This window comes from Aliivibrio finisterrensis, assembly GCF_008933155.1.
In the GTDB taxonomy this organism is placed as follows: domain Bacteria; phylum Pseudomonadota; class Gammaproteobacteria; order Enterobacterales; family Vibrionaceae; genus Aliivibrio; species Aliivibrio finisterrensis.
Genome location: NZ_WBVP01000004.1, coordinates 88345 through 111447 on the forward strand (window position 1 = coordinate 88345; position 23103 = coordinate 111447).

General features: G+C 39.3%; 28 protein-coding genes. 15 read left to right on the top strand and 13 right to left on the bottom strand.

Features of this window, described 5'->3' with window-relative positions; all coding sequences use genetic code 11:
* The first annotated feature begins 114 nt into the window (after positions 1–114).
* Positions 115–468, top strand: coding sequence for a DUF2956 domain-containing protein (locus tag F8B77_RS04940; RefSeq protein ID WP_151654256.1), 354 nt, complete (start codon positions 115–117; stop codon positions 466–468).
* 118 nt (positions 469–586) lie between these two features.
* Here the strand turns inward: F8B77_RS04940 and F8B77_RS04945 are convergent, their stop codons facing one another.
* From F8B77_RS04945 to napF, 6 genes are all read right to left on the bottom strand, one after another.
* Positions 587–718 carry a TIGR02808 family protein gene (locus tag F8B77_RS04945; protein ID WP_069593672.1) on the bottom strand — a complete coding sequence of 44 codons (132 nt, stop codon included), beginning with the start codon at positions 716–718 and terminating at the stop codon, positions 587–589.
* A gap of 9 nt (positions 719–727) precedes the next feature.
* Positions 728–1303, bottom strand: a complete 576-nt coding sequence (locus tag F8B77_RS04950; RefSeq protein ID WP_069593673.1) for a NapC/NirT family cytochrome c — start codon at positions 1301–1303, stop codon at positions 728–730.
* 32 nt (positions 1304–1335) lie between these two features.
* Positions 1336–1809 carry a nitrate reductase cytochrome c-type subunit gene (locus tag F8B77_RS04955; protein WP_130047668.1) on the bottom strand — a complete coding sequence of 158 codons (474 nt, stop codon included), beginning with the start codon at positions 1807–1809 and terminating at the stop codon, positions 1336–1338.
* 76 nt (positions 1810–1885) lie between these two features.
* Positions 1886–4375 (bottom strand): periplasmic nitrate reductase subunit alpha, encoded by a 2490-nt coding sequence (gene napA, locus F8B77_RS04960; protein ID WP_151654258.1) that lies wholly within the window; start codon positions 4373–4375, stop codon positions 1886–1888.
* Positions 4372–4656, bottom strand: a complete 285-nt coding sequence (locus tag F8B77_RS04965; protein WP_151654260.1) for a chaperone NapD — start codon at positions 4654–4656, stop codon at positions 4372–4374. The genes napA and F8B77_RS04965 overlap by 4 nt, the downstream gene beginning before the upstream one ends.
* Positions 4650–5174 carry a ferredoxin-type protein NapF gene (gene napF, locus F8B77_RS04970; protein WP_151654262.1) on the bottom strand — a complete coding sequence of 175 codons (525 nt, stop codon included), beginning with the start codon at positions 5172–5174 and terminating at the stop codon, positions 4650–4652. The genes F8B77_RS04965 and napF overlap by 7 nt, the downstream gene beginning before the upstream one ends.
* Positions 5175–5361: 187 nt before the next feature.
* Here napF and narQ point away from each other — a divergent pair, with 187 nt between their 5' ends.
* The 3 genes from narQ to F8B77_RS04985 are packed head-to-tail and all read left to right on the top strand — an operon-like array spanning position 5362 to position 8020.
* Positions 5362–7053, top strand: a complete 1692-nt coding sequence (gene narQ, locus F8B77_RS04975; protein ID WP_151654264.1) for a nitrate/nitrite two-component system sensor histidine kinase NarQ — start codon at positions 5362–5364, stop codon at positions 7051–7053.
* An 18-nt stretch (positions 7054–7071) separates the two neighbouring features.
* Complete coding sequence (locus tag F8B77_RS04980; protein WP_130047672.1) at positions 7072–7683, top strand: response regulator; 612 nt, start codon at positions 7072–7074, stop codon at positions 7681–7683.
* A 1-nt stretch (position 7684) separates the two neighbouring features.
* Entirely contained in the window at positions 7685–8020 is a 336-nt protein-coding gene (locus F8B77_RS04985; RefSeq protein WP_151654266.1) for a DUF4156 domain-containing protein, read from the top strand.
* Between the two features lie 113 nt (positions 8021–8133).
* Here F8B77_RS04985 and F8B77_RS04990 read toward each other — a convergent pair whose 3' ends face one another.
* Positions 8134–8415: a winged helix-turn-helix domain-containing protein gene (locus tag F8B77_RS04990; protein WP_130044082.1), complete on the bottom strand. Its 282-nt coding sequence runs from the start codon at positions 8413–8415 to the stop codon at positions 8134–8136.
* 436 nt (positions 8416–8851) lie between these two features.
* On the opposite strand from F8B77_RS04990, the gene F8B77_RS04995 reads away from it, so the two are divergent.
* From F8B77_RS04995 to F8B77_RS05010, 4 genes are read left to right on the top strand one after another with little or no spacing between them, the layout of a single operon-like run.
* Complete coding sequence (locus F8B77_RS04995; protein ID WP_167512765.1) at positions 8852–9199, top strand: ArsC family reductase; 348 nt, start codon at positions 8852–8854, stop codon at positions 9197–9199.
* Positions 9200–9249: 50 nt separating this feature from the next.
* Positions 9250–10383, top strand: a complete 1134-nt coding sequence (dapE, locus tag F8B77_RS05000) for a succinyl-diaminopimelate desuccinylase (RefSeq protein WP_151654271.1) — start codon at positions 9250–9252, stop codon at positions 10381–10383.
* 56 nt (positions 10384–10439) lie between these two features.
* Entirely contained in the window at positions 10440–11108 is a 669-nt protein-coding gene (locus tag F8B77_RS05005) for a M15 family metallopeptidase (RefSeq protein WP_151654273.1), read from the top strand.
* 2 nt (positions 11109–11110) lie between these two features.
* The gene (locus tag F8B77_RS05010) at positions 11111–11314 is read left to right on the top strand and encodes a DUF2897 family protein (protein ID WP_151654275.1); all 204 of its coding nucleotides are present in this window, start codon (positions 11111–11113) and stop codon (positions 11312–11314) included.
* Positions 11315–11350: 36 nt separating this feature from the next.
* On the opposite strand, the gene bamC is transcribed toward F8B77_RS05010, so the two are convergent.
* Together bamC and dapA are read right to left on the bottom strand one after the other, a co-directional pair.
* Positions 11351–12403: an outer membrane protein assembly factor BamC gene (gene bamC / locus F8B77_RS05015; protein WP_151654277.1), complete on the bottom strand. Its 1053-nt coding sequence runs from the start codon at positions 12401–12403 to the stop codon at positions 11351–11353.
* Between the two features lie 11 nt (positions 12404–12414).
* Entirely contained in the window at positions 12415–13296 is an 882-nt protein-coding gene (gene dapA, locus F8B77_RS05020; protein ID WP_151654279.1) for a 4-hydroxy-tetrahydrodipicolinate synthase, read from the bottom strand.
* Between the two features lie 274 nt (positions 13297–13570).
* On the opposite strand from dapA, the gene F8B77_RS05025 reads away from it, so the two are divergent.
* Positions 13571–14101: a glycine cleavage system transcriptional repressor gene (locus tag F8B77_RS05025; RefSeq protein WP_151654281.1), complete on the top strand. Its 531-nt coding sequence runs from the start codon at positions 13571–13573 to the stop codon at positions 14099–14101.
* Positions 14102–14127: 26 nt separating this feature from the next.
* The gene (bcp, locus tag F8B77_RS05030; protein ID WP_167512771.1) at positions 14128–14595 is read left to right on the top strand and encodes a thioredoxin-dependent thiol peroxidase; all 468 of its coding nucleotides are present in this window, start codon (positions 14128–14130) and stop codon (positions 14593–14595) included.
* Between the two features lie 83 nt (positions 14596–14678).
* On the opposite strand, the gene F8B77_RS05035 is transcribed toward bcp, so the two are convergent.
* Entirely contained in the window at positions 14679–15749 is a 1071-nt protein-coding gene (locus F8B77_RS05035; RefSeq protein WP_151654285.1) for an AI-2E family transporter, read from the bottom strand.
* A gap of 8 nt (positions 15750–15757) precedes the next feature.
* Positions 15758–15979: a sulfurtransferase TusA family protein gene (locus F8B77_RS05040; protein WP_151654288.1), complete on the bottom strand. Its 222-nt coding sequence runs from the start codon at positions 15977–15979 to the stop codon at positions 15758–15760.
* Between the two features lie 163 nt (positions 15980–16142).
* On the opposite strand from F8B77_RS05040, the gene bepA reads away from it, so the two are divergent.
* Genes bepA through F8B77_RS05055 form a run of 3 tightly spaced genes read left to right on the top strand, consistent with a single transcriptional unit; the run spans position 16143 to position 18415 of the window.
* The gene (gene bepA, locus F8B77_RS05045) at positions 16143–17597 is read left to right on the top strand and encodes a beta-barrel assembly-enhancing protease (RefSeq protein WP_151654290.1); all 1455 of its coding nucleotides are present in this window, start codon (positions 16143–16145) and stop codon (positions 17595–17597) included.
* A 16-nt stretch (positions 17598–17613) separates the two neighbouring features.
* Positions 17614–17964 (top strand): arsenate reductase (glutaredoxin), encoded by a 351-nt coding sequence (arsC, locus tag F8B77_RS05050; protein ID WP_151654292.1) that lies wholly within the window; start codon positions 17614–17616, stop codon positions 17962–17964.
* A gap of 19 nt (positions 17965–17983) precedes the next feature.
* Complete coding sequence (locus F8B77_RS05055) at positions 17984–18415, top strand: DUF2069 domain-containing protein (protein WP_151654294.1); 432 nt, start codon at positions 17984–17986, stop codon at positions 18413–18415.
* Positions 18416–18493: 78 nt separating this feature from the next.
* On the opposite strand, the gene F8B77_RS05060 is transcribed toward F8B77_RS05055, so the two are convergent.
* Positions 18494–19663, bottom strand: coding sequence for a DUF2066 domain-containing protein (locus tag F8B77_RS05060; RefSeq protein ID WP_151654296.1), 1170 nt, complete (start codon positions 19661–19663; stop codon positions 18494–18496).
* 206 nt (positions 19664–19869) lie between these two features.
* Here F8B77_RS05060 and F8B77_RS05065 point away from each other — a divergent pair, with 206 nt between their 5' ends.
* Positions 19870–21120 (top strand): uracil-xanthine permease family protein, encoded by a 1251-nt coding sequence (locus F8B77_RS05065; RefSeq protein WP_151654298.1) that lies wholly within the window; start codon positions 19870–19872, stop codon positions 21118–21120.
* An 84-nt stretch (positions 21121–21204) separates the two neighbouring features.
* On the opposite strand, the gene upp is transcribed toward F8B77_RS05065, so the two are convergent.
* Positions 21205–21831 carry a uracil phosphoribosyltransferase gene (gene upp / locus F8B77_RS05070; RefSeq protein ID WP_005420493.1) on the bottom strand — a complete coding sequence of 209 codons (627 nt, stop codon included), beginning with the start codon at positions 21829–21831 and terminating at the stop codon, positions 21205–21207.
* Positions 21832–22062: 231 nt separating this feature from the next.
* On the opposite strand from upp, the gene purM reads away from it, so the two are divergent.
* Positions 22063–23103, top strand: a complete 1041-nt coding sequence (purM, locus tag F8B77_RS05075) for a phosphoribosylformylglycinamidine cyclo-ligase (RefSeq protein WP_151654301.1) — start codon at positions 22063–22065, stop codon at positions 23101–23103.

Consider the following 23103-nt stretch of genomic DNA (forward strand, 5'->3'; position numbering starts at 1 on the left):
TTGAGCTAGATACACCTTTAAATTCAAAATCTATATTGCCGTCACACTTTGTATCGTTTACATTTCAATGATGTATAAAGATAAAATCAAATATGAAGAATTAAGAGTGCCCGTATGAAAAATAACAATAAAGCACAGATATCAATAGAATCTCAACAAGAAGCAATGGCCATTGCTAAAGCTACACAAAAACCAGCACAAACAAAAGAACAAACTAAATTGATTGCACAAGGTATCGAAAAAGGCATTGCACTTTACAAGAAACAGCAAAAAGAAAAATCACGAGAAGCAGACAAACTGAAGAAAAAGACGCAGCGTCAAAAGCAGAATAACCTCAATCATTCTGATGCAGAAGATAACCAAGCGCAACAAGATCACATTAATAAAGAATCAAGCAAAAACTTACCTTGGATTTTACTTGCGGTAAGCTGGGCTGCCTTTATTTACTACACTTTTTTAGGTATGTAATATCAATCGCTGTAAATAACTGACCATCCTAGCTTGTTAAAACATGCAGATACAAAAAAAGAGATGCGTTATAAATACCCATCTCTTTTTGTTATCAACTTAGATTAAACTAAATTATTTATTCTTTATCTGCTTTTAATGACAGTATCCAAATTGATAGCACTGCAACCGCAGCAAAACCACCAAGAATAATGCTCGGCATTGCGATGTAACCCAACGTATGCCAAATAACAGACTCTAATGTACTCATGCTATCTCCTTACCAACCTTCAATGCCAGACATATCAGGCAGCTTATGTGCAATACCTTTATGGCAATCTACACAGGTTTTTTCACCTGATGCTAATGCCGTTGAATGTTGTTTCGCACTACGCGGACCTTGCTCAGAGAAATCCATAAAGTCGAATTCATGACAATTACGACATTCTTGAGAATTATTCTCTTTCATTCGATGCCATTCACGTTCAGCTAAATGCGCACGACGCTCTTTAAATTTCTCTTCTGTATCAATAGTTTTAGCAATAAAGTGCGCATATAACTCTTTAGATGCTTGAACTTTACGTACAATTTTATCTGTCCAATTATGAGGAACGTGACAATCTGAACAGATAGCACGTACGCCCGAACGGTTAGAGTAGTGAATCGTTTCTTGGATTTCTTTAACGATTGGAGCATGACAGCCAGAACAGAATTCTTCTGTGTTGGTTGCTTCCATACCCGTATTAAATGCGCCCCAGAAAAGCAAACCACCGATAAAGCCCATAAATAGGACAACACCTACCGCTGCTTTACTTGGTGATGAAAAACGCTTCCAAAATGCTTTTAAAAATTTCATCTATAGCCTCTCTTAACGGTATTGGCTATCAACTAGCGCAATGAGTCCACACGTTCAAATTCATTCTCAACTAACGGCTTAGCATCAGCTTGAGGGACGTGACATTGTAGACAGAAGTAACGACGAGGTGATACATCTGAAAGTACAGCATCTTCACGGTTCACGTAGTGAGTTACACTGATCTTTGTCGCACCCATTTCTTTTGCGTTTTTCCAGCTATGACATGATAAACACTTATTTGCGTTTAATGACACTTCATAGTTACGAATAGTATGAGGTACTAATGGTGGTTGGTATACGTAATCACTGTCTAATGCGTGATCACGTGGAAAACGTTTAAAATCATCCGCTGGACGGGTTGTTTCTAATTCCGATGCACCACGTAATGATTCAACACCACCAATGCCTCCTGGATTATTCAATTCTGCAGATTGTTCGGTTTCTGCTTGTACTGCACCAGCAAACAAAAGTCCTGCTGACATAAGCGCTATAATGAATTTTTTCATTCTAATTTCTCCGCCTTAAGGCAAACTCTTTGAAATAGGTTACTCACATCTTGGCCAGTAACCTATCTATTATTAATTAAGCAATTTTAGTGATCTTAACTGGACACTTCTTATAATCTGTCTGTTTAGACAGAGGATCCGTTGCATCCAAAATCAATTTGTTAATTAAGATGCGAGCATCAAAGAATGGAACAAATACTAATCCTTCAGGCGGACGGTTACGACCACGAGTTTCAACACGAACACGTACTTCTCCACGTTTGTTAGAAATTAACACTTCATCACCACGGCGCAGGTTACGTTTCTTCGCATCCGCAGGGTGAATATAACAAAGTGCATCAGGAACGGCTTTATACAGCTCAGGAACACGACGCGTCATAGTACCTGTATGCCAATGCTCAAGAACACGACCGGTACATAACCACATATCAAATTCATCACCAGGAACCTCTGGTGGCGCTTCATACGGTGCAGAGATAATCAATGCTTTACCATCAGGCTTACCGTAGAAGTCCCAATCCGACCCTTTCTTAGCGTATGGATCTGAGCCTTCTTTGTAACGCCATAATGTTTCTTTACCACCAACCACAGGCCAACGTAAACCTCGGACGTTATGGTATGTATCGTATGGTGCTAAATCGTGACCATGTCCACGACCAAACTCGGCATACTCTTCAAACAGTCCTTTTTGAACATAGAAGCCTTGATCTTTTGCGTCATCATTAAGCTCTTGAGCTTCTGACAGTGGGAATTTATCAACTTGGCCATTTTTAAATAATATGTCATACATGGTCTTCCCACGGTATTCAGGCGCTTTTGCTAATAGCTCTTCGCCCCACACTTCTTCTACTGTGAAGCGTTTTGAGAATTCCATGATTTGCCATAAATCAGATTTAGCTTCGCCTTTCGCTTGTACTTGTTGATACCAAGCTTGAGTACGACGCTCTGCATTGCCGTAAGCACCTTCTTTTTCTACCCACATTGCTGTTGGAAGAATTAGATCCGATGCTTGAGCTGTTGCTGTTGGGTATGGGTCTGAACATACGATGAAGTTTTCTGGATTACGGTAACCAGGTAAACGTTCAGTGTTAATGTTTGGACCCGCTTGCATGTTGTTATTACACATTACCCAATAAGCGTTAATCTTGCCGTCTTTAAGCATGCGGTCTTGAACAACGGCGTGTGCACCAGGTTTGCCGTTCAATGTACCTTCAGGTAGTTTCCAGATTTTTTCTGAAATTGCACGGTGCTTAGGATTAGCAACAACCATGTCTGCAGGTAGACGATGTGAGAATGTACCTACTTCACGAGCGGTACCACATGCTGAAGGTTGACCAGTCAATGAGAATGGGCTATTACCCGGCGTTGATATTTTACCCGTTAACAAGTGAATGTTATAAACAAGGCTGTTCATCCAAACACCACGAGTGTGTTGGTTCATACCCATTGTCCATAAAGACATTACTTTTGTTTTTGGATCCGCATACTGCTTAGCGAGAGTGATCAGATCGTCTTCTGATACACCTGACATTTCAGAGGCTTTTTCTGCTGTATATGGTGCAACCGACGCTTTATATTCCTCAAAACTAATTGAGCTCATCGCTCCAGAGTTGGGGTTTTCCGCTTTCATTTGTAACGGGTCAGTATCACGAAGACCATAACCGATATCAGTCGTTGCTTGCTTGAAGTTCGTATGTTTATTTACGAAGTCCCAGTTTACCGCATCGTTTTGAATAATGTAGTTAGCAATGAAGTTAGCAATTGCAAGGTCAGATTGAGGTTCGAAAATATATCCTTTATCTGCTAATTCAAATGAACGGTGGTAATAAGTAGATAACACGTTGACTTTAACGTGTGGATTACTTAAACGACGATCTGAAATACGAGTCCATAATACAGGGTGCATTTCTGCCATGTTTGAGCCCCACAGAATAAAAGAGTCTGCGTGTTCAAAGTCATCATAGCACCCCATAGGTTCATCGATACCGAACGTACGCATAAACGCACCTACCGCGGAAGCCATACAGTGACGTGCATTTGGATCGATGTTATTTGAACGGAAACCCGCTTTCATCAATTTAACGGCAGCGTACCCTTCCATTACAGTCCACTGACCCGAACCAAACATGCCAACACCGGTTGGTCCATGTTTCTTCAGTGCCGCCTTCCATTTTTCAGCCATCGTATCAAACGCGACACCCCAAGAAACAGGGGCAAAATCACCGTTCTTATCGTATTGACCATCAGTCATACGCAGCATTGGCGTTTGTAGGCGATCTTTACCATACATGATTTTAGATAGGAAATAACCCTTGATACAGTTAAGACCTTTATTTACTGGCGCTTCAGGATCACCTTGAGTCGCAACAACTCGACCATTTTGGGTACCCACAAGTACAGAGCAACCAGTACCACAAAAACGACAAGGCGCTTTATCCCATTTAATTTTTGTCTGATCAGAACTAACGATTAAATTAGTTGCTGAAGCAGGTAAAGTAATACCTGCTACGGCTGCAGCTGATGCTGCGGCGTTTGCTTTAACAAACGCACGTCTTGTCATTTTCATGATTCATCCTCACATTGCGAATCAAAGTGCTCGATTTGGTGGAAAACTAAAGCGACATTTAGTATCCCTTCGAAGTCATTTATTTTATCGATTGAATCGGTGATATATCCTTGGTTTTCTGTTTCGAGAACAACAATAACTTTGCCCTCTTTACTTTCGCCGTGGATTTCAGTGTTCGGTAACGCTAATATTTTTTCTTTTGTCACTGCTAATAATTCAGGGCGAACATGAACTACTAAACTTGAAATATGAACTTCATTTTCAGGTAAATTTTCTAACATATTTTTTTATTTTCCAGAGTCATACTTATCGCCGATGTCGGGCAAGTCGCTACACAGCCACCACATCCATTACAAGCATCAAAATTAATTTGAGGTTGAGCGACACTACCCAATACCAGTTGAAAACGAATCGCTTGTGTCTCACACATATCACTACAACTACGACACTCTACCGACTGTTTTGCCAGACACTTTTTATTTATAGATATTTGATGAGTGAAAGCAGGAGTAATGCGTAAATCAAATAAATGTTCTGGGCATTGATTTGCACAAGCTTCACAAAAGGTGCATTCTCCCTTGGTAAAATCCACAATAGGAAAACCACCATCACCTTTAACAATTATTTGCTCTTCACAAGCCGTAATACATTTTTCACAACGAGTACATTGAGATACGAAGTCAACCTCATTCTTAACCCAAGGTAAGCGTTGTTGTGTTAATGGACTCTCTGTTTTTTTTGTGGATAAGTGGCGAAAAATACCTCGCTTAGAGTGATCAATTATATTATTTCGACTCATCTATTCATAATTCCAGGATTTCATTAACATTTTTATATAATGGATTTTAAATTTTGTCATATTTATTGATATACCCCATAATGGTTAAACAAGGGGCACTCTTGTCCTAGATCAACTTTTAAAACAAATAAAACAACAAAATAGAATCTATTATCCTTAAGCCAAACGCAGGCCACACAAAACAAAAATGAAACATAATAAAACCTCAATATTAACAAAAACCATTGCGCAAGTGATGTTACTGATTGTATTAATCTCAGTAGTTACAACTAGCTTGGCGTTGATAACCTTATCTTCTAGCTTAAAAGATGCCGAAGCCGTTAATATTGCAGGCTCATTGCGTATGCAAAGTTATCGTTTGGCTTATGATATTGAAACAAACTCCCCTGAGCTTATTGAACACCTCAGCAAGCTCTCACAATCGATAAAATCGCCCTCTTTTAAAGCACTAGAGCAATGGTTTGTACCAGACGATATCGAACTTTCTTATCAAGGTATTCTTTTGCAATGGCATTCTTTACAGCCCTCACTACTCAGTGACAATAAGCAGATTTACTTAAATAAAGTCTCGATTTTTGTTGATGAGATTGACCATTTTGTGTTCCGGCTGCAGGAATTTTCAGAACGTAAATTACAACTACTTTCTCTTATTGGTTTTTTAGGTTTATCTTTAATTGTCTCTTTAAGTATTTTCATTATATTTTTTACTCAACGCAAAATTGTAAGCCCATTACATCACCTCGTTGCAGCAAGTAAAGCCATGACAAAAGGGAATTATTCGGTTCACGTTGTTCTAAAAAGTGATAATGAATTAGGACAATTAAGCGATTCGTTTAACCATATGGCAAAACAAATTGATCTCAGTTACAGAGAGCTTGAAAGCCGAGTTGAAGATAAAACAAAAAAGCTAAGCCAAGCGAACCGCTCGCTCACCACTCTCTATCAATGCTCTCAACAGCTTTCTGCGTCTCAATTAGATGAACAAGCGTTTAAAAATATTCTAGATACTTTTGTAAATATTGAAGGCATCATAAGTGCCAGGTTAGTTGTAGAAGAAGAATCTGGTGGGGATTGGGAAATAACCAGTGGTGAGTCAAATAACTCACCTTGGAGTTTGCAAGAACTCAGTATTGATGGAGAACAACTCGGCTATTTAATGTGGCAATTTACTTTGCCTTGCCCAGATCAAAAATTAATCACAAATATTGCCAATATTCTTGCGCGTGGCGTATTTTATAATCAAGCTCAAAAACAAACTCACCAATTAATTCTCTTAGAAGAACGATCAGCGATTGCTAGAGAGTTACATGATTCACTTGCTCAATCACTCTCATACTTAAAAATACAAACTACGTTATTAAAGCGACAATTGGCCAAGTGTAATTGCCAAAGTACCAATACAACACTGACTGAATTAGATGAAGGTCTTAAAAGTGCCTATACTCAATTAAGAGAACTACTTAATACCTTTAGACTAACCATTAATAAAGCGCACTTTGGTGAGGCATTACAAGAAATTACCACCACATTAGCTTCACAAACAAAGATACGAATTCATTTGAATAATGAGCTTCCTTCTTTGCCCATAAATGCACAACAGCACGTTCATTTATTGCAATTAATTAGAGAAGCAACATTAAATGCCATCAAACACTCAAAAGCTGATAATATTATCATTACTTGTTTTCAAGAAGGTGAGCAAGGCTATATTAACATTGAAGACGACGGCGTAGGATTTAATCCTGCAGAAGAAAAAATTAATCATTATGGATTAAGGATAATGCAAGAACGAGCACACTGTGTTCGCGGCCACCTATCCATAAACTCCGAACTAGAACACGGTTGTACAGTGAACGTAACGTTTCCACTTAACCAATAAATAATAGAGGTACAAACTATGTGGAATGTTGTTATCGTTGATGATCATCCGTTAATGCGTCGTGGTATTGGGCAATTACTTTCATTTGATGAAGAATTTACACTCACAGGTGAAGCCAGTAACGGTACAGATGCAGTTGCACTAATCTCTAAAGATGAGCCTGACTTAGTATTATTAGATCTCAATATGAAAGGGATGTCTGGTTTAGATACCCTCCATGCGCTACGTAACGAAGGCGTAACTTGCCCTATTGTTATCTTAACGGTATCTGATAATAAACAAGACATTAAAACTTTAGTGAAGGCCGGTGCCGACGGTTACCTATTAAAAGACAGTGAACCAGATGAATTAATTGCTTTATTAAAAGAAGCAATGAAAGGTGGAAAGGCTTATTCAGAGCAAGTAAAAGCGTGCTTAGAACAAGAAACTAACGGTGATGATAAACTGGAAAGTTTAACCGCTCGTGAGCTTGAGATCTTACAAAATGTCGCTAAAGGTATGCGTAATAAGCAAGTGGCCGATAAACTGTTTATTTCTGAGGCTACCGTAAAGGTACACATGAAAAGTTTATTGAAAAAGTTGAATGTAAAATCACGAGTAGCGGCAACTCTACTCTACTTGGATTCTTAATATGAAATTATTTCTTTCTGTTCTTTTAAGCCTGACTTTACTCAGTGGCTGTGCTATCACAACACAACCAATAGATACAAAGTCTGAAGCCATTACTCTGTATTATAATGACAGCATTATTCAAGATCAAAAATGTACTGAAGTGGGAACGGTGACAGGAAGCGAAGGCCATTGGTACACGTTCTTTTTTATATCAAACAAAGATCTTATGATCGCAGCAGTTAATGATATTAAAAATGAAGCTCAAGCATTAAACGCAAATACTATTGTACTTCAAGATCCAATGGCATTTAACACATCAGTGACTATGCTTGGTTCTGCTTATATTTGTCCATAATGCTTATACCATCGTAGTAAATAATAATACCAAAACAAAATCTTACGCAAACAAAAACGCCAACAATAATGTTGGCGTTTTATTCACTCTTTAGTAAGCCTAAAAATAGCAGACTAATGATATAAGGTTGATGCGATTTCATCTTCGCGCGAACACACCCAGTCAGGATCATACGGCCCCCAATCTGAAAGGCGATAATATCCGTCGTTGTGACGTCGACCATCTTGAATAAACATTAACTCTATACCAATACCAGGCAGGGCTTTCAATACATCTTGAATCGTACGACGAGGCCAACCGGTTAGCTCAACAAGCTTAGGCACATTCGGCCTTTCTAAATTATGTACCAATAACGCTAAATATAAGCGTCTGGCAAACACTGGATTCAACTCCATTGATACCTCCTGATTTAATAAGACCAATTATTAATCATTCAATATTAAGGGTGTTGAGATTGATCAACTAATTACGAAAATAATCCTATATTTTGATTAAAAAATACATATAAGTGCATTTTTTGTAATTAGTTTTCATAACCATCTTGCTATGAATATAAATAATCACCCAATGTTAACGGTCCCTCCCCCTTTAACAGTACCACCACAATCTATCGCATCACCACTTCTTGCCGCCGCTTTTCCATCATTCATTCCATTTTTGATATTGATTAAAATTTGTATATTTTCTCAACAAAGAGCAAAATTATGGCAAAGAAAAAGACGAGTCACTTCAAATTATAATCAATAGAATACTAAATAACGCACAGCTCTGGCGTATTTGCTCAAATCTCGTTATAAATAGACCGTAATTAATAACATAATGAAGAAAGTCATGACTACAATTTACGGAATTAAAAACTGCGATACCATTAAGAAGTGCAAAAAATGGTTAGACGCCAACGAAATCACCTTTACTTATCACGATTACCGTTCTGATGGCATTGATAAAGAAATGGTTACTACGTTTGTTCAACAATTAGGATGGGAAAACGTGGTAAACAAACGAGGCACGACTTACCGCCAGTTGAGTGACGAGCAAAAAGCATCCCTTAATGAAGAAGCCGCAATTGAATTATTGCTAGAAATGCCAGCAATGATCAAACGCCCTGTTCTTATTCATAATAATGAATTCCATTTAGGTTTTAAACCCGCTCAATACGAAACCCTGTTTAACGTTTAATTTACTGTATTATTACAGTGACCGTTTAGAATGAAGTAAAGGAATACATAATGTCAGATACCCCAACACTAGCGCTTGCTAAAGATCTATTGAGTCGCCAATCCGTCACCCCTGAAGATGCCGGCTGCCAAGAATTAATGATTAAACGCTTAGAAGCACTTGGTTTTAGCATTGAAATCATGGTTTTTGAGGACACGACCAATTTTTGGGCTCGTCGTGGCACAGAAGCACCACTGTTTACTTTTGCAGGCCATACCGATGTCGTACCAACCGGATCACTAGATCATTGGAATACCAACCCATTTGAACCAACCATTATTGATGGCATGTTGTACGCTCGTGGAGCAGCAGACATGAAGGGCTCACTGGCTTGTATGGTTGTTGCCGTTGAGCGTTTTGTTGCTGAACATCCTGATCATAAAGGGTCAATTTCTTTTTTAATCACATCCGATGAAGAAGGCCCATTCATTAATGGAACCACTCGTGTAGTAGATACACTACAAGAGCGTAATGAAATTATTGATATGTGTATTGTGGGTGAGCCATCCAGCACTGATTATGTGGGTGATGTGGTTAAAAATGGCCGTCGTGGCTCTCTTACTGGCAACTTAACCGTAAAAGGTATTCAGGGACACGTTGCTTACCCTCACATCGCTCGAAACCCGATTCATCAAGCAATGCCTGCATTAACTGAATTAGTCATGACTGAGTGGGATAAAGGTAATGATTACTTTCCCCCAACCAGTTTTCAAATTCCAAATATGAATGGCGGTACAGGAGCATCTAATGTGATCCCTGGGGATGTTGAAGTCATGTTTAACTTTCGATTCAGCACAGAATCCACCGTTGAAAGCTTACAGCAACGTGTTATTGATACATTGAATAAACACGATGTAGAGTATGACTTAAATTGGATTATCAATGGCCTGCCATTCTTAACCGATACTGGCGACCTACTCACTGCCGTTGTCAATGCTGTTGATACGGTTAATCAGCAAAAACCTCAACTATTAACCACTGGTGGCACATCTGATGGTCGTTTCATTGCACAAATGGGATCTCAGGTTATTGAACTTGGTCCGGTTAATGCCACTATCCATAAGGTAAATGAGTGCGTAAAAGTTGATGATTTAGAAAAACTGACTGATATGTATCAAGAAGTCTTAAATAATCTACTCGCGTAATCATCGATTAGCGCTATGATGGGAGGAAGATCCTCTCATCATAGCATTGGTACTTTATGACTTATCAAGAACTGACAGGCTTATCAAGCCAACACCTTTCTTTTGTTACCCCTTATCGTCAACTTCATCATGATTGTGTCTCTTCATTTAAATCATTAGAAAAAGCAGCGCAGGACGCAGGATTTGCTCTGACTATTGCCAGTAGCTTTCGTGATTTTGAACGTCAACTTATGATTTGGAATAATAAATTTAATGGTATTCGCCCTATTTCTGGCAATGATGGACTACCACTAGATACCAGCAGCATGAGTGATATAGAGAAAGTTCACGCCATTATGCGTTGGTCTGCCCTTCCCGGCTCTAGCCGTCACCACTGGGGAACCGACCTTGATGTCTATGCTGAAAATACGCTTCCAGAAGGTATCAATCTTCAACTTGAGCCCTGGGAATACAATACCGGTCACCAAACTCAATTTAGTGAGTGGTTACAAGAGAATGCCTCACAACATGGGTTCTTTTTCCCTTATAACGCAGATAGGAAAGGCGTAGCTGTCGAACCTTGGCATATTAGCCATAAAGAAAAAGGGGCAGAATTAATGGCAATGTTAACGCCCGATATTCTGTTGCAAGTATGGGAAGGCGTCGACTTAGCCGGAAAAGACACTATCATTAAACATATTGATACACTATTTGTACGCTACGTTACTAATATTAGTAAGGATTAAATATGGAATGGTTAATGAACCCTTGGGTTATCATCGTGATTGTTTTAAGTGTGGTCATTGGTAATCTTGCTGCTTTAAAAGCAACGGCAAATATGAAATTTAAGCACACAAAAAAAACAGCCACTCCTCAAGAAAAAGAGGGAAAATCAGAGCAAGAAACAACCATTCAGAATAAGACAGAAGATGAAAAAAAAGACGCTCAGTAAAATGAGCGCCTTTTGCTGATACATTAACCTGTGATTTTACTCTTCAGGTTTTTCTTCTTTCGGCATCTTATTTGATTTTTCAATCATAGCGGCAAGCACAGGAACCACAGAATCTAATGTCGCTTCATTAACAGGTTTACCTGCTGCATCCGTCACGTTAATAGAGGTACGGTTACCTAAGTCACCGAGTAATAGATTATATTTCTTGCTTTTAAAAGAAAGTGGTTTTGTACCAATTTCTTCCCAGAACTCATCATCAGGCTCTTTGTATTTCACTTCAATCGTACCTTGAGAGCGGTTTCTGTCTTCAATGGTTAATCCCATCATAGGCAATAGCTCACCCAGGCGCTCCCAGAAGATATTATACGGCGCACGAGCAATAATAACCGGCAAGCCACTTCTGTCTTGGCCCATAGATATTGGAATACGCTTAACTAATTCTTCAGCACGTATGCGGGCTTCTTCACGCAGTTGTTCATCATAAGCTGACGTCACTAAATTAGTCATCAAAATGTTGTAACGTGCTTTATTCGCTTGAGTTACTTCAGTTTGCTTACCATCAACTTGCCAATCAATTAACGTAATTTGAAAGCCTGAGCGATTATTTTCACTCAATTTTTCAATATTGTAGCGCGCACCAAACTCATGGTCTTCATCTTCTGAACTCCATGTAAGCCAATCTGTTTCTATCTTATCGTCACTTTGCGAAACAATACCAACATCACGTTTTTCAATTAGCGTTAATACCGTTTGCCATAGTTTATCGACGCCTTCTTCTTTCACAAGCCATACGGTCACTTCACCCTTTTGCTCTTCAATACGAGCACCAGGGATCAATTCAAGCACTTGCTGAGGTGGACGAATATCCACGTCTTTCCCAATTCCACCACTGTACTCATTTTTTGGAATATCATACTGAGGGTAGAACTCAGGTCTTGCCTCTGCAGGCTGCTTCCACTCTTCTAATGGTGGAGTATCCAAGTATTTAAAATCTTGTTTGGCTTGGCGACGCTCTGTTGGACTGCTTGAACACGCTGATAGCACAGCAATCATCAATGATCCAACAACAAAGCGAGTCTTCACTTTCATTTTTAATCCTATTACTTCAGCACACCAGCACTAATTAAGGCTTGTTCAACCACAGGCTGTAATGATGAGCTTAGTTCCGTCAATGGTAAACGAATATCTGAGTGAGTAATCATACCTAAACGATGCGCTGCCCATTTCACTGGAATTGGGTTTGCTTCAACGAATAAATCTTTATGTAGTGGCATTAAGCGTTGGTTAATCACTTCCGCTTCTTCAAATTTACCTTGAGCCGCTAATGCGAACATGGTTGCCATCTCTTTTGCTGCAACATTTGACGTTACCGAAATAACACCGTGACCGCCTAACTTAACAAAATCAAGCGCTGTTGCATCATCACCACTAATTTGGATAAACTTTTCGCCACAAAGTTCACGAGTAAGTGCAACTCTCTCTAAATCACCGGTTGCATCTTTTAGTGCCACAATGTTGTCAAACTCTGACAAACGAGCCACAGTTTCAGGTAATAAATCTACCGCAGTACGACCAGGTACATTATAAAGAATTTGAGGGATATCTGTTGCTTCAGAGATCGCTTTATAATGTTGGAATAAACCTTCTTGGGTTGGCTTATTATAGTAAGGCGTCACACTGAGACAGCCTGCAACACCGGAGTCGTGGAAAAGCTTACTAAATGTTACCGCTTCATGAGTGGCATTAGCACCAGTGCCAGCAATAACAGGAATTCGTCCATCAGCAAATTCTAGTGTTTTCATCACTAGTTTGACATGCTCTTCTACACTTAATGTCGCGGATTCACCGGTTGTACCAACAGCAACAATACCATTAGTACCGGCATTAATATGATAATCTACTAGGTTTTTTAAGCTGTTGTAATCTACTTCACCATCGGTATCTAATGGTGTAACTAATGCGACAATGCTACCTGAGAACATATCCTTCTCCCTTTTTTCTTAGCCTGAGTGTGCGAATTAATTCTGTTATTCATTAATTTCACAGCAAAGAGTCATCGTCCTTGACCACGGTAAACACCCTATGGTTTTCATCTTCTATGCTATGAGCAGAATAATTCAATCAATATACTCAAGGATATTACATAAGAGCCTCTGTTGTAGAGTCTTTTTTTTGACGATTGTCGACTATTGCTTGCTTATCACACAATCACTTGCGTGTTAGTATTAGGGTATCTTTTTCAATAACGAGTTTTTTATGCCTCAGTACCTTGTAATTACCGCGGTTGGTACAGACAGACCGGGTATCTCTAATAAGGTGACTCGTCTTGTCACTGAATCAAGCTGCAATATTGTTGATAGCCGTATAGCGTCGTTTGGTAATGAATTTACGCTTATCATGCTGCTCTCTGGTACTGCAAATGCGATTTCTCGTATTGAAAATACCTTACCTTTACTTGGGCAACAGCACGATTTAATCACCATGATGAAGCGAACATCACCTCATCAAGAGAAAGATATTTTTTATACTATTGATGCCTTTGTCGAATCAGAAGATCGCCCTGGATTAACCGAAAAATTCACTGACTTCTTAGCCAATCGCGATATTGATTTAAAAACGCTTAGTGCTCAAACGCTTAAAAAGGGCGAAAACCAAAACACGTTTCAAATTCAAATTACCGCTGAAATCTTTCAAGAATGTCACATCATTGAAATTCAAGAGCAATTTAATGCACTGTGTGAGTCATTAGGCGTCAGCGGAAAAATAAATTTTTATAAAACCAATTAAAAAAACAGTTAAAAGGAAATAGCATGATCACGCCACTAGCCGCAGGCTCACCTGCACCAGACGTATCACTTATTGATCAGAATGGAGAGTCTATTTCTCTTGCTGATTTAAAAGGAAAGAAAGTTCTATTTTATTTCTACCCAAAAGCAATGACGCCAGGATGTACCGTTCAAGCTCAAGGTCTTCGTGACATTAAAGCGGAGTTAGATGCCCATAACGTCGTAACACTGGGTGTCAGTATTGATCCTGTGAAACGCCTAGGTAAATTCATTGAGCGTGACGGCTTAAACTTCACCTTATTATCAGATGAAGACCATGCAGCAGCAGACGCATTCGGTGTGTGGGGCGAGAAAAAATTCATGGGGAAAGTATACGATGGTCTGCACCGTATTAGCTTTCTAATTAATGAAGAAGGTGTTATTGAACACGTGTTTAACAAATTCAAAACCAAAACACACCATGAAGTGGTATTGGACTATTTAAATAATAAGTAACCAAAAAAATAATCACTTAGTCATTAAAAAAGGCGATGCTCGTAAGATAGCATCGCCTTTTTATTTTTAAAAACCAGCTAATCTTACACCGGTTTATTAAATGTCTCGTCTGTTGCAGGTAATGCTTTCCATACTGCTTTCACTAATGTTGCAAGAGGAATAGCGAAGAACACGCCCCAGAATCCCCATAAACCGCCAAAAACCAATACCGACACTATAATGGCAACCGGGTGTAGGTTGACCGCTTCAGAGAACAGAACAGGCACTAATACATTACCATCTAGCGCTTGAATAATCGCATAAGAGAATACCAACCAATAAAAATCTGGCGTTAAGCCCCATTGAAACAAAGCAACAATCGCAATTGGTACCGTTACCGCTGCTGCGCCAATGTATGGAATCAATACAGAAAAACCAACCATCACAGCTAATAACAATGCATATCGAAGATCCATAATAAAGAACATTATGTAACTCACGCCTCCAACAATAATGATTTCAACCACTTTACCGCGAATGTAATTGCTTATCTGTTCATTCATCTCTACCCATACTTTAGTCGCTAAACGACGGTTTTGAGGCAGGATATGACTCATTGTTGCTACCATCTCCTCTTTATCTTTAAGCAAAAAGAACACGAGTAGAGGCACAAGAATCAAATACACACCTAATGCAGCAAGGCTAACTAGCGAAGATAATGAGCCTTTAACTAAACTCTCTCCCATCCCTAAGACCTTGTCACGAATGGTATCTAATAAGGTTTCAATCGATTGAGGCTGAATGAACTCTGGGTATCGCTCAGGTAAGCTAGATAAGAAGTTATGCAAACCATTAAACATCGAAGGAAGATCATTAATTAAGTTCCCAACTTGAGTCCAAATGGTCGGTACAAGGCCAAAAGCAGCCATCAACATCAAACTGATAAATAGAATTATCACTAAAATGACCGAAAATGTTCTTGGGACACCTAATCGAGTCAATTTTACTACTGGCCATTCAAGTAAAAACGCTAATACGATGGCAACTAACAGAGGGGCAATAAGATGACCAAAGAAATAAATAGTAATAAAGCCGACAATAAGAATCGCAACTAAGCTCACCGCGTGTGGATCTGAAAAGCGGCGCTTATACCACTTTGTTACCATATCTAACATATTATATTCTACTTCCTAGTGACGGTTAAAAATGCGAATGACGCTTCATGCTCTACGTTAATCGCAAATGCATTGAGCTCAAAATACTTCATGATATCGGCTAACGATGTTTTGTCGACGACTTTGATCTCTAATTTTTCATTTTTATCTAAGCTTTGCGCTGCTCGCTTGGCTAACAGTAACGACACTGGGCAACGTTGTTGTGATAAATCTAAGGTTCGGGCTTCCATTCTTCACCTCTATAGATATGATGGATTTGAATAAGTATAAATCACATAATTTCTACAAAAAAGAAACCAATTTAAGTTTTGGTGCTCTTATTCGCTGTATATTGAGTTATTATCTCTTTAATAAACCTAACTGAGTGCTATAAAAAGGATTTGTAAATACGACATGTTTAAACTAAAAAAACTGGCCAGTTGTTTACTGATCACTTCATTACTAACAAGTCCTTTCTCTGCAATGGCAAAGAACGATTTAGACTTGCCTGATATTGGGACAACCGCAGCTTCAACCCTAACGATTGATCAAGAGTTAATCTACGGTGATGCCTACATGCGTATGCTTAGAGCTAGCCAACCTGTGATTAATGATCCTGTTTTAGCCGAATATGTTCAAGATCTTGGTCATCGTCTTGTGGCTAACGCCAGTGATGTAAAAACCCCATTCCATTTCTTTTTGATTAATAACAGAGACATTAACGCCTTCGCTTTCTTTGGTGGTTATGTTGCTCTGCACTCTGGTTTATTTTTATACGCACAATCAGAAAGTGAATTGGCTTCAGTCGTTGCTCACGAAATCGCACACATTACTCAACGCCATCTCGCTCGAAGTATGGAAGAACAAGCAAGACGTTCACCTGCAACAATGGCTGCATTGATTGGTTCATTATTATTAGCGATTGCGGCACCTGAAGCGGGTATTGCCGCCATTCATGCGACAACCGCTGGCGCAATGCAAAGCTCTATTAACTACACCCGCAGCAATGAAAAAGAAGCTGACCGATTTGGTATTGATACGCTCGCAAAATCAGGGTTTGATGTCTCTGCTATGCCTCGTTTTTTCTCTCGCTTAGCGGATCAATACCGCTATGCAAGTACACCACCACCTATGCTGTTAACTCACCCATTGCCCACATCTCGTATTACTGACAGCCGAGAAAGAGCACAGCAATATCCAATGCGTAGAGTCAATACCTCTCTGCGTTACCATCTGGCTCGTTCTCGTATTGTGGCCCGTTTCGCAGACATTGATAGTAATGCCGCACTTGATTGGTTTTCTCGAAAATCAAAGACTCATAATGTCGATATAAAAAATGCTCTAAATTATGGTAAAGCGTTAGTTTATATCGATTCAAAGCAATACGACAAAGCGCAGCCATTGATCGATAACTTATTAAAGAACGACCCTCTTAATACATTTTATATTGATGCAGCAACAGACTTAGATCTGTACACAAAAAAGAATGAACAAGCCATTACACGTCTAAAAAATGGGTTAGTTCAACTGCCAAATAATGCGGTGTTAACTATTAATTATGCTCACGCCCTCTCTGAATCGAATAAACCAGCAGAAGCTGTTCGAATACTACAACGCTATACCCACGATAATCCAAACGATCCCACAGGGTGGCAGCTATTAGCTAAAGCGTATCATGATAATGGCAACTCTGATGGTGAATTAGCCGCAAGAGCTGAAGTTTACGCGCTTAAAGGAATGTGGAATAAAGCATTAAGTAATTACACTCAAGCAAGTCAATTGGTTGAGTATGGAAGTTTGGATCAAGCAAGATACGACGCAAGAATCGATCAGCTTCGTCTATCAAGAGAGCGTTTTAGCGCTTTATAATCAATAAGGAAAAAGTATGTCTGTTGTTATTTATCATAACCCTCGTTGCTCAAAAAGCCGTGAAACGTTAGCACTCGTAGAAGCGCAAGGCGTGACCCCTGAAATTGTAAAATATTTAGACGAAACACCAAGTGTAGCAACATTAAAAACCTTGTTTTCTCAGCTAGGCTTTACTTCAGTTCGTGACATGATGAGAATAAAAGAAACTGAATATAAAGAACAAAACCTAGAAGATAGCTCGGTAAGCGACGAGCAACTTTTTGAAGCAATGGTACAAACACCAAAATTGATTGAACGCCCAATAGTCGTTCATGGCAATCAAGCAAAAATTGGTCGTCCGCCTGAGCAAGTTCTAGAAATTTTATAGTAGGAGGCAGGAAGCTAACATGGATTCAGTTGAAATGAGCGCAGAAACAAAGCGCTATCGTTTTCTTGCACTATTTTGTAATTTAGCACTGTTAGGTTTTGTTGCACTTTGGCACAGTACCCTTTCACCTCATCCACTGATAAACCCTTATGGCATTATGGTGGCGTGGATAATACCAATGCTTTTTCCGCTTAAAGGGATTATCCAAGGGAAACCTTATACTCATGCATGGGCAAACTTTATTTTAATGTTTTACTTCTTGCATGGTTTAACCATTCTTTGGCTTGATGAGGGAGAGCGTTATCTCGCTTTAATTGAAGTTATCATTACCTCTGGTGCTTTTGTTGGTAATATTTATTATGCTCGCTTACGAGGCAAGGAGTTAGGGTTAAAACTCAAACGTCTGTCTGAAGTCGAAAAAATAGAAAAAGCCAAATATAACGAGAAATAGTGCGCTTACAAATATGAAAAAGGTGACTACATTATATAGTCACCTTTTTTATTTATAATTATCGATAGTCTAAATGTATTAACTTGCGCTGAGTTGATACTCATGAACAATAGATTTTGCTTCTGTTGCTTCTTTTACTTCTTCTAATTCAACTAAAGCGTCATTATTTGCTACTGATTTCTCAGACTCCTGCGCGACGTCCTGACTAGCACCTTCGGTGATAACCGTCTTTTCAATCTCATCATTTACAATAGGGACTTCTGAAATAAGTGAAATACGAGCGTTTTTACTTAAAAACTCATCATTAAACTGTTGGTAATCCCCGATCAAGCTTAATGTATAGGTCACTTTGTCCCCTTGAATGGTATTTACTTGCACACTTGCCACTGAATTCATTTGCTTTAATTGCTTCTCAATATTGAAAAAAGCACGTGTTGTGTGAATGCCTTGAATAGAAACCGTTTCAGAATCACTTGCCACTGCCCCTAAGTTTTTAGTGTAGGTTTTAGCAAAATAATCACTCACTTCATTAACCATATCAGCCAATTGAACAGAGCCAGATACACGACCTTCAATCGGTTTTTTTGATGCAGTAACTAAATTTTGAGGCGTCGTATCAAATAAAGTCCATGTTGAGCTATTCCCACGTACTTTTACCACCAAAATGGCTTGTGGATTATAACGCTCACTCGCATCTGCAATCGGTTTTTTAAAGTTCCCCCATAAATCAGGGAGCTCGATTGAAGTTACATCGTCAAAATCCCCAACAGGGAACATCACAGGTAGGCCTCTCTCATTGGCTGCATCTTTAATTCGCGTAATTAGGCTGTTGTTTGACTGTTCCCAAATAATGCTTCTTTGATAATTATATTCATTAACTACCCAAACCAAGACTGATTTACGCGATGTTTCCCAAATACTTTGCTCTGCTTGAGTTAATAAGCTCAATACCATCTTTGAGTTATAGCCTAACTTCATTGCACGAGGTGCGTCCTCGTATTCAACAAAGCTCATTTGTGTTACATAGCGATCACTCTGCGTTAGCGCTTTCTTTATTACTTCATTTTGAGCAATATCAGTTTTTCCTGACACTTTGATCAGAACATTAACTAAACCATCTTGTTTAGCAATAGTTTCTGCTTTTTCTGCTCCTGTTAATTTCACTTCTGTATGATAGAGATCGTTTGGCTGTTGAGCAAAAACAGGCCCTGTAATCATACAAATTAATAAACACAAAATACGTAACATCAGACAACCTATAATTACTTTTATAATCTACTGCTGATAATAAGGGCTATCCCCTTATTCAGCAAGGATTCGAATTGACTCAGATCTAACTTTCAAGCTATTAAAGTGATACAAAGCATAAAAGTTTTATTTTTTCACGAGCTAAATCAAGATATTTATTAATGGAATAGTGATAGAATCCCTCAAATTCATTACTGGAAATGGAAATGCTTTACAATTTGTTCCAAGGTTTTCAAATGCTGTTCGTTGCATTTGGTGCGCTCGTTCTTGTTCCCCTTCTTACTGGCTTAGACCCTAATGTTGCTCTGTTCGGTGCTGGTGTTGGTACTCTTATCTTTCAATTAGTTACTCGTCGATCTGTCCCTATCTTCCTTGCCTCCTCCTTTGCCTTTATTGCTCCAATTATTTATGGCACCCAAACATGGGGCATTCCTGCGACTATGGGGGGCTTAATGGTTGCTGGATTTGTTTATGTCATTTTAGGTGCCGTGATTAAAGTGAGAGGCGTTGCTTTTATTCATAAATTACTGCCTCCAGTGGTTGTTGGTCCGGTCATCATGGTTATTGGTTTAGGGCTTGCGCCAACAGCAGTAAATATGGCTTTAGGTAAAACTGGCGATGGTGCATTTCAATTAGTTGATGGGCAACTTGCTTTCTGGATTGCGGCAGCTTCGTTATTTACCACTATTGCAGTGAGTGTTTTCTCTAAAGGTTTTTTCAAACTGCTGCCAATCCTCTCTGGCATTATTGTAGGTTATTCTTTAAGTCTTATTTTTGGCGTAGTCGATTTCACTCCAGTTCATCAAGCCGCTTGGTTTGCACTGCCTAATTTCACGTTTCCTGAATTTAATATTAATGCCATTCTATTCATGATCCCAGTAGCAATTGCACCAGCCGTTGAACACGTTGGTGATATGTTGGCTATCTCAAATGTAACCGGAAAAGATTACCTTAAAAAACCAGGATTACATCGCACACTCACTGGTGATGGCGTAGCAACAATGGCCGCATCATTAATTGGTGCTCCACCAAATACAACTTACAGTGAAGTAACTGGTGCTGTTATGCTAACTAAAGCGTTTAATCCAGTAATAATGACGTGGGCGGCGGTATGTGCCATTGTTCTTGCTTTGGTTGGTAAATTAGGCGCAATGCTCCAAACTATTCCAGTACCCGTTATGGGCGGGATTATGATTTTACTGTTTGGCTCGATTGCTACTGTTGGTTTAAACACTTTGATTAAAAACCAAGTCGACTTGCATAAAGCACGCAATCTTACCATTGTTGGTGTAACGCTTGTGTTTGGTATCGGTGGCATGGCGGTAGGTATTGGTGACTTTAACCTTCAAGGCGTAAGTCTGTGTGGTATCGTTGCGATTGCGCTTAATTTAATTCTTCCTAATGATTTAGGCGAAAGTCATGTTGTTGATAACGCACAAATGGAAGACGATCAATAACACTAGGTTCTAGGTAAAGAAAAGGCTTGATCATTAATTCATCAAGCCTTTGTTTAATTCTTCATTTCTAGTTTCTAAACTAAATTATTTAGTACCGAAGATCTTATCACCAGCATCGCCAAGACCAGGTACGATGTAACCTTTGTCATTTAGCTTCTCATCGATAGCCGCAGTGTAAAGCTCTACATCTGGGTGTGCTTTTTCTAGCGCTTCAATACCTTCTGGAGCAGCAACAAGTACAAGCACTTTAAAGTGCTTACAACCTTTCTCTTTAAGAAGATCCAGAGTTGCAATCATAGAACCGCCAGTAGCTAGCATTGGGTCAACAACAAGAGCAATACGCTCATCGATGTTAGAAGCCAATTTGTTGAAGTATGGTACAGGTTCAAGAGTTTCTTCGTCACGGTAAATACCAACAACACTGATACGTGCGCTTGGGATGTGCTCTAAAACACCATCCATCATGCCAAGACCGGCACGAAGAATTGGTACTACTGTTACTTTTTTTCCTTTAATTTGGTCAACTTCAACAGGGCCATTCCAGCCATTGATAGTTACTTTTTCTGTTTCAAAATCTGATGTTGCTTCATACGTTAGTAGACTACCTACTTCTGTTGCTAATTCACGAAAACGCTTAGTGCTGATTTCGCCTTCACGCATTAAACCAATTTTGTGTTTTATTAGCGGATGTTTTACTTCAACAACTTTCATTTCTGACTCCAGATACTGATACATTAATCAAACCTTCTAATTATACATAATTTTGAATTGAAAAATGACGTTATAAGAAAATATTTTATACCTCGTAAAAGCATTTACCGAACTTATTATTTTTTATTACAAAATTTATGCAATTTTCCTTACGCAAACGTTTCCCTTTTTACATTGTGCTGTTAGAATGGCGCGGATTTTTGAAATCCAACCTATGGCGAGGACACCTCCGTGAGCGACAACAAAACTTCTCTTAGCTACAAAGATGCTGGCGTAGACATTGATGCTGGTAATGCACTTGTTGATCGAATTAAAGGCGTAGTGAAACGCACTCGTCGCCCAGAAGTAATGGGCGGCATTGGTGGTTTTGGTGCGCTATGTGAACTTCCGACTAAATACAAGCAACCTCTTCTTGTTTCTGGTACTGACGGTGTTGGTACTAAGTTGCGTTTAGCATTAGATTTAAACAAGCACGATACTATCGGTATCGACTTAGTTGCTATGTGTGTTAATGACCTGATTGTTCAAGGTGCAGAACCACTGTTCTTCCTTGATTATTATGCAACAGGTAAACTTGATATTGATGTAGCAGCTGAAGTAGTCACCGGTATCGGTGAAGGCTGTATTCAAGCAGGTTGTGCATTAATCGGTGGCGAAACCGCTGAAATGCCAGGCATGTATGAAGGCGAAGATTACGACGTTGCTGGATTCTGTGTTGGTGTTGTTGAAAAAGAAGACGTTATCGACGGCACGAAAGTAGCGGCTGGTGATGCTCTAATCGCAGTAGGCTCAAGCGGTCCACACTCAAATGGTTACTCATTAATTCGTAAGATCCTTGAAGTATCAAATGCCGATCTTAACGAAGAACTGAATGGTAAAACTATTGCCGCTCACCTAATCGAACCAACAAAAATCTACATTAAATCAGCACTAAACATGATTGCTGAGCATGATATTCATGCCATTTCTCATATTACTGGTGGTGGTTTCTGGGAGAATATCCCACGCGTACTTCCAAAAGGAACAAAAGCGGTTGTTGATGGCAACAGCTGGGAATGGCCTGCAATCTTCAACTGGCTACAAGAAAAAGGGAACGTGGATACTTACGAAATGTACCGTACCTTTAACTGTGGTGTAGGCCTTGTTATTGCACTTCCAAAAGATCAAGCAGAACAAGCTGTTGCTCTACTGAATGCCGAAGGCGAAAACGCTTGGGTTATTGGTGAAGTGGCTACCGCTGAACAAGGTGAAGAGCAAGTAGAGATCCGCTAA

What these genes read in the sequence shown, in the direction of transcription:
- F8B77_RS04940 (WP_151654256.1), top strand. Translation starts at nt 115, where the DNA reads ATGAAAAATAACAATAAAGCACAGATATCAATAGAATCTCAACAAGAA.
- F8B77_RS04945 (WP_069593672.1), bottom strand. Translation starts at nt 718, where the DNA reads ATGAGTACATTAGAGTCTGTTATTTGGCATACGTTGGGTTACATCGCA.
- F8B77_RS04950 (WP_069593673.1), bottom strand. Translation starts at nt 1,303, where the DNA reads ATGAAATTTTTAAAAGCATTTTGGAAGCGTTTTTCATCACCAAGTAAA.
- F8B77_RS04955 (WP_130047668.1), bottom strand. Translation starts at nt 1,809, where the DNA reads ATGAAAAAATTCATTATAGCGCTTATGTCAGCAGGACTTTTGTTTGCT.
- napA (WP_151654258.1), bottom strand. Translation starts at nt 4,375, where the DNA reads ATGAAAATGACAAGACGTGCGTTTGTTAAAGCAAACGCCGCAGCATCA.
- F8B77_RS04965 (WP_151654260.1), bottom strand. Translation starts at nt 4,656, where the DNA reads ATGTTAGAAAATTTACCTGAAAATGAAGTTCATATTTCAAGTTTAGTA.
- napF (WP_151654262.1), bottom strand. Translation starts at nt 5,174, where the DNA reads ATGAGTCGAAATAATATAATTGATCACTCTAAGCGAGGTATTTTTCGC.
- narQ (WP_151654264.1), top strand. Translation starts at nt 5,362, where the DNA reads ATGAAACATAATAAAACCTCAATATTAACAAAAACCATTGCGCAAGTG.
- F8B77_RS04980 (WP_130047672.1), top strand. Translation starts at nt 7,072, where the DNA reads ATGTGGAATGTTGTTATCGTTGATGATCATCCGTTAATGCGTCGTGGT.
- F8B77_RS04985 (WP_151654266.1), top strand. Translation starts at nt 7,685, where the DNA reads ATGAAATTATTTCTTTCTGTTCTTTTAAGCCTGACTTTACTCAGTGGC.
- F8B77_RS04990 (WP_130044082.1), bottom strand. Translation starts at nt 8,415, where the DNA reads ATGGAGTTGAATCCAGTGTTTGCCAGACGCTTATATTTAGCGTTATTG.
- F8B77_RS04995 (WP_167512765.1), top strand. Translation starts at nt 8,852, where the DNA reads ATGACTACAATTTACGGAATTAAAAACTGCGATACCATTAAGAAGTGC.
- dapE (WP_151654271.1), top strand. Translation starts at nt 9,250, where the DNA reads ATGTCAGATACCCCAACACTAGCGCTTGCTAAAGATCTATTGAGTCGC.
- F8B77_RS05005 (WP_151654273.1), top strand. Translation starts at nt 10,440, where the DNA reads ATGACTTATCAAGAACTGACAGGCTTATCAAGCCAACACCTTTCTTTT.
- F8B77_RS05010 (WP_151654275.1), top strand. Translation starts at nt 11,111, where the DNA reads ATGGAATGGTTAATGAACCCTTGGGTTATCATCGTGATTGTTTTAAGT.
- bamC (WP_151654277.1), bottom strand. Translation starts at nt 12,403, where the DNA reads ATGAAAGTGAAGACTCGCTTTGTTGTTGGATCATTGATGATTGCTGTG.
- dapA (WP_151654279.1), bottom strand. Translation starts at nt 13,296, where the DNA reads ATGTTCTCAGGTAGCATTGTCGCATTAGTTACACCATTAGATACCGAT.
- F8B77_RS05025 (WP_151654281.1), top strand. Translation starts at nt 13,571, where the DNA reads ATGCCTCAGTACCTTGTAATTACCGCGGTTGGTACAGACAGACCGGGT.
- F8B77_RS05035 (WP_151654285.1), bottom strand. Translation starts at nt 15,749, where the DNA reads ATGTTAGATATGGTAACAAAGTGGTATAAGCGCCGCTTTTCAGATCCA.
- F8B77_RS05040 (WP_151654288.1), bottom strand. Translation starts at nt 15,979, where the DNA reads ATGGAAGCCCGAACCTTAGATTTATCACAACAACGTTGCCCAGTGTCG.
- bepA (WP_151654290.1), top strand. Translation starts at nt 16,143, where the DNA reads ATGTTTAAACTAAAAAAACTGGCCAGTTGTTTACTGATCACTTCATTA.
- arsC (WP_151654292.1), top strand. Translation starts at nt 17,614, where the DNA reads ATGTCTGTTGTTATTTATCATAACCCTCGTTGCTCAAAAAGCCGTGAA.
- F8B77_RS05055 (WP_151654294.1), top strand. Translation starts at nt 17,984, where the DNA reads ATGGATTCAGTTGAAATGAGCGCAGAAACAAAGCGCTATCGTTTTCTT.
- F8B77_RS05060 (WP_151654296.1), bottom strand. Translation starts at nt 19,663, where the DNA reads ATGTTACGTATTTTGTGTTTATTAATTTGTATGATTACAGGGCCTGTT.
- F8B77_RS05065 (WP_151654298.1), top strand. Translation starts at nt 19,870, where the DNA reads ATGCTTTACAATTTGTTCCAAGGTTTTCAAATGCTGTTCGTTGCATTT.
- upp (WP_005420493.1), bottom strand. Translation starts at nt 21,831, where the DNA reads ATGAAAGTTGTTGAAGTAAAACATCCGCTAATAAAACACAAAATTGGT.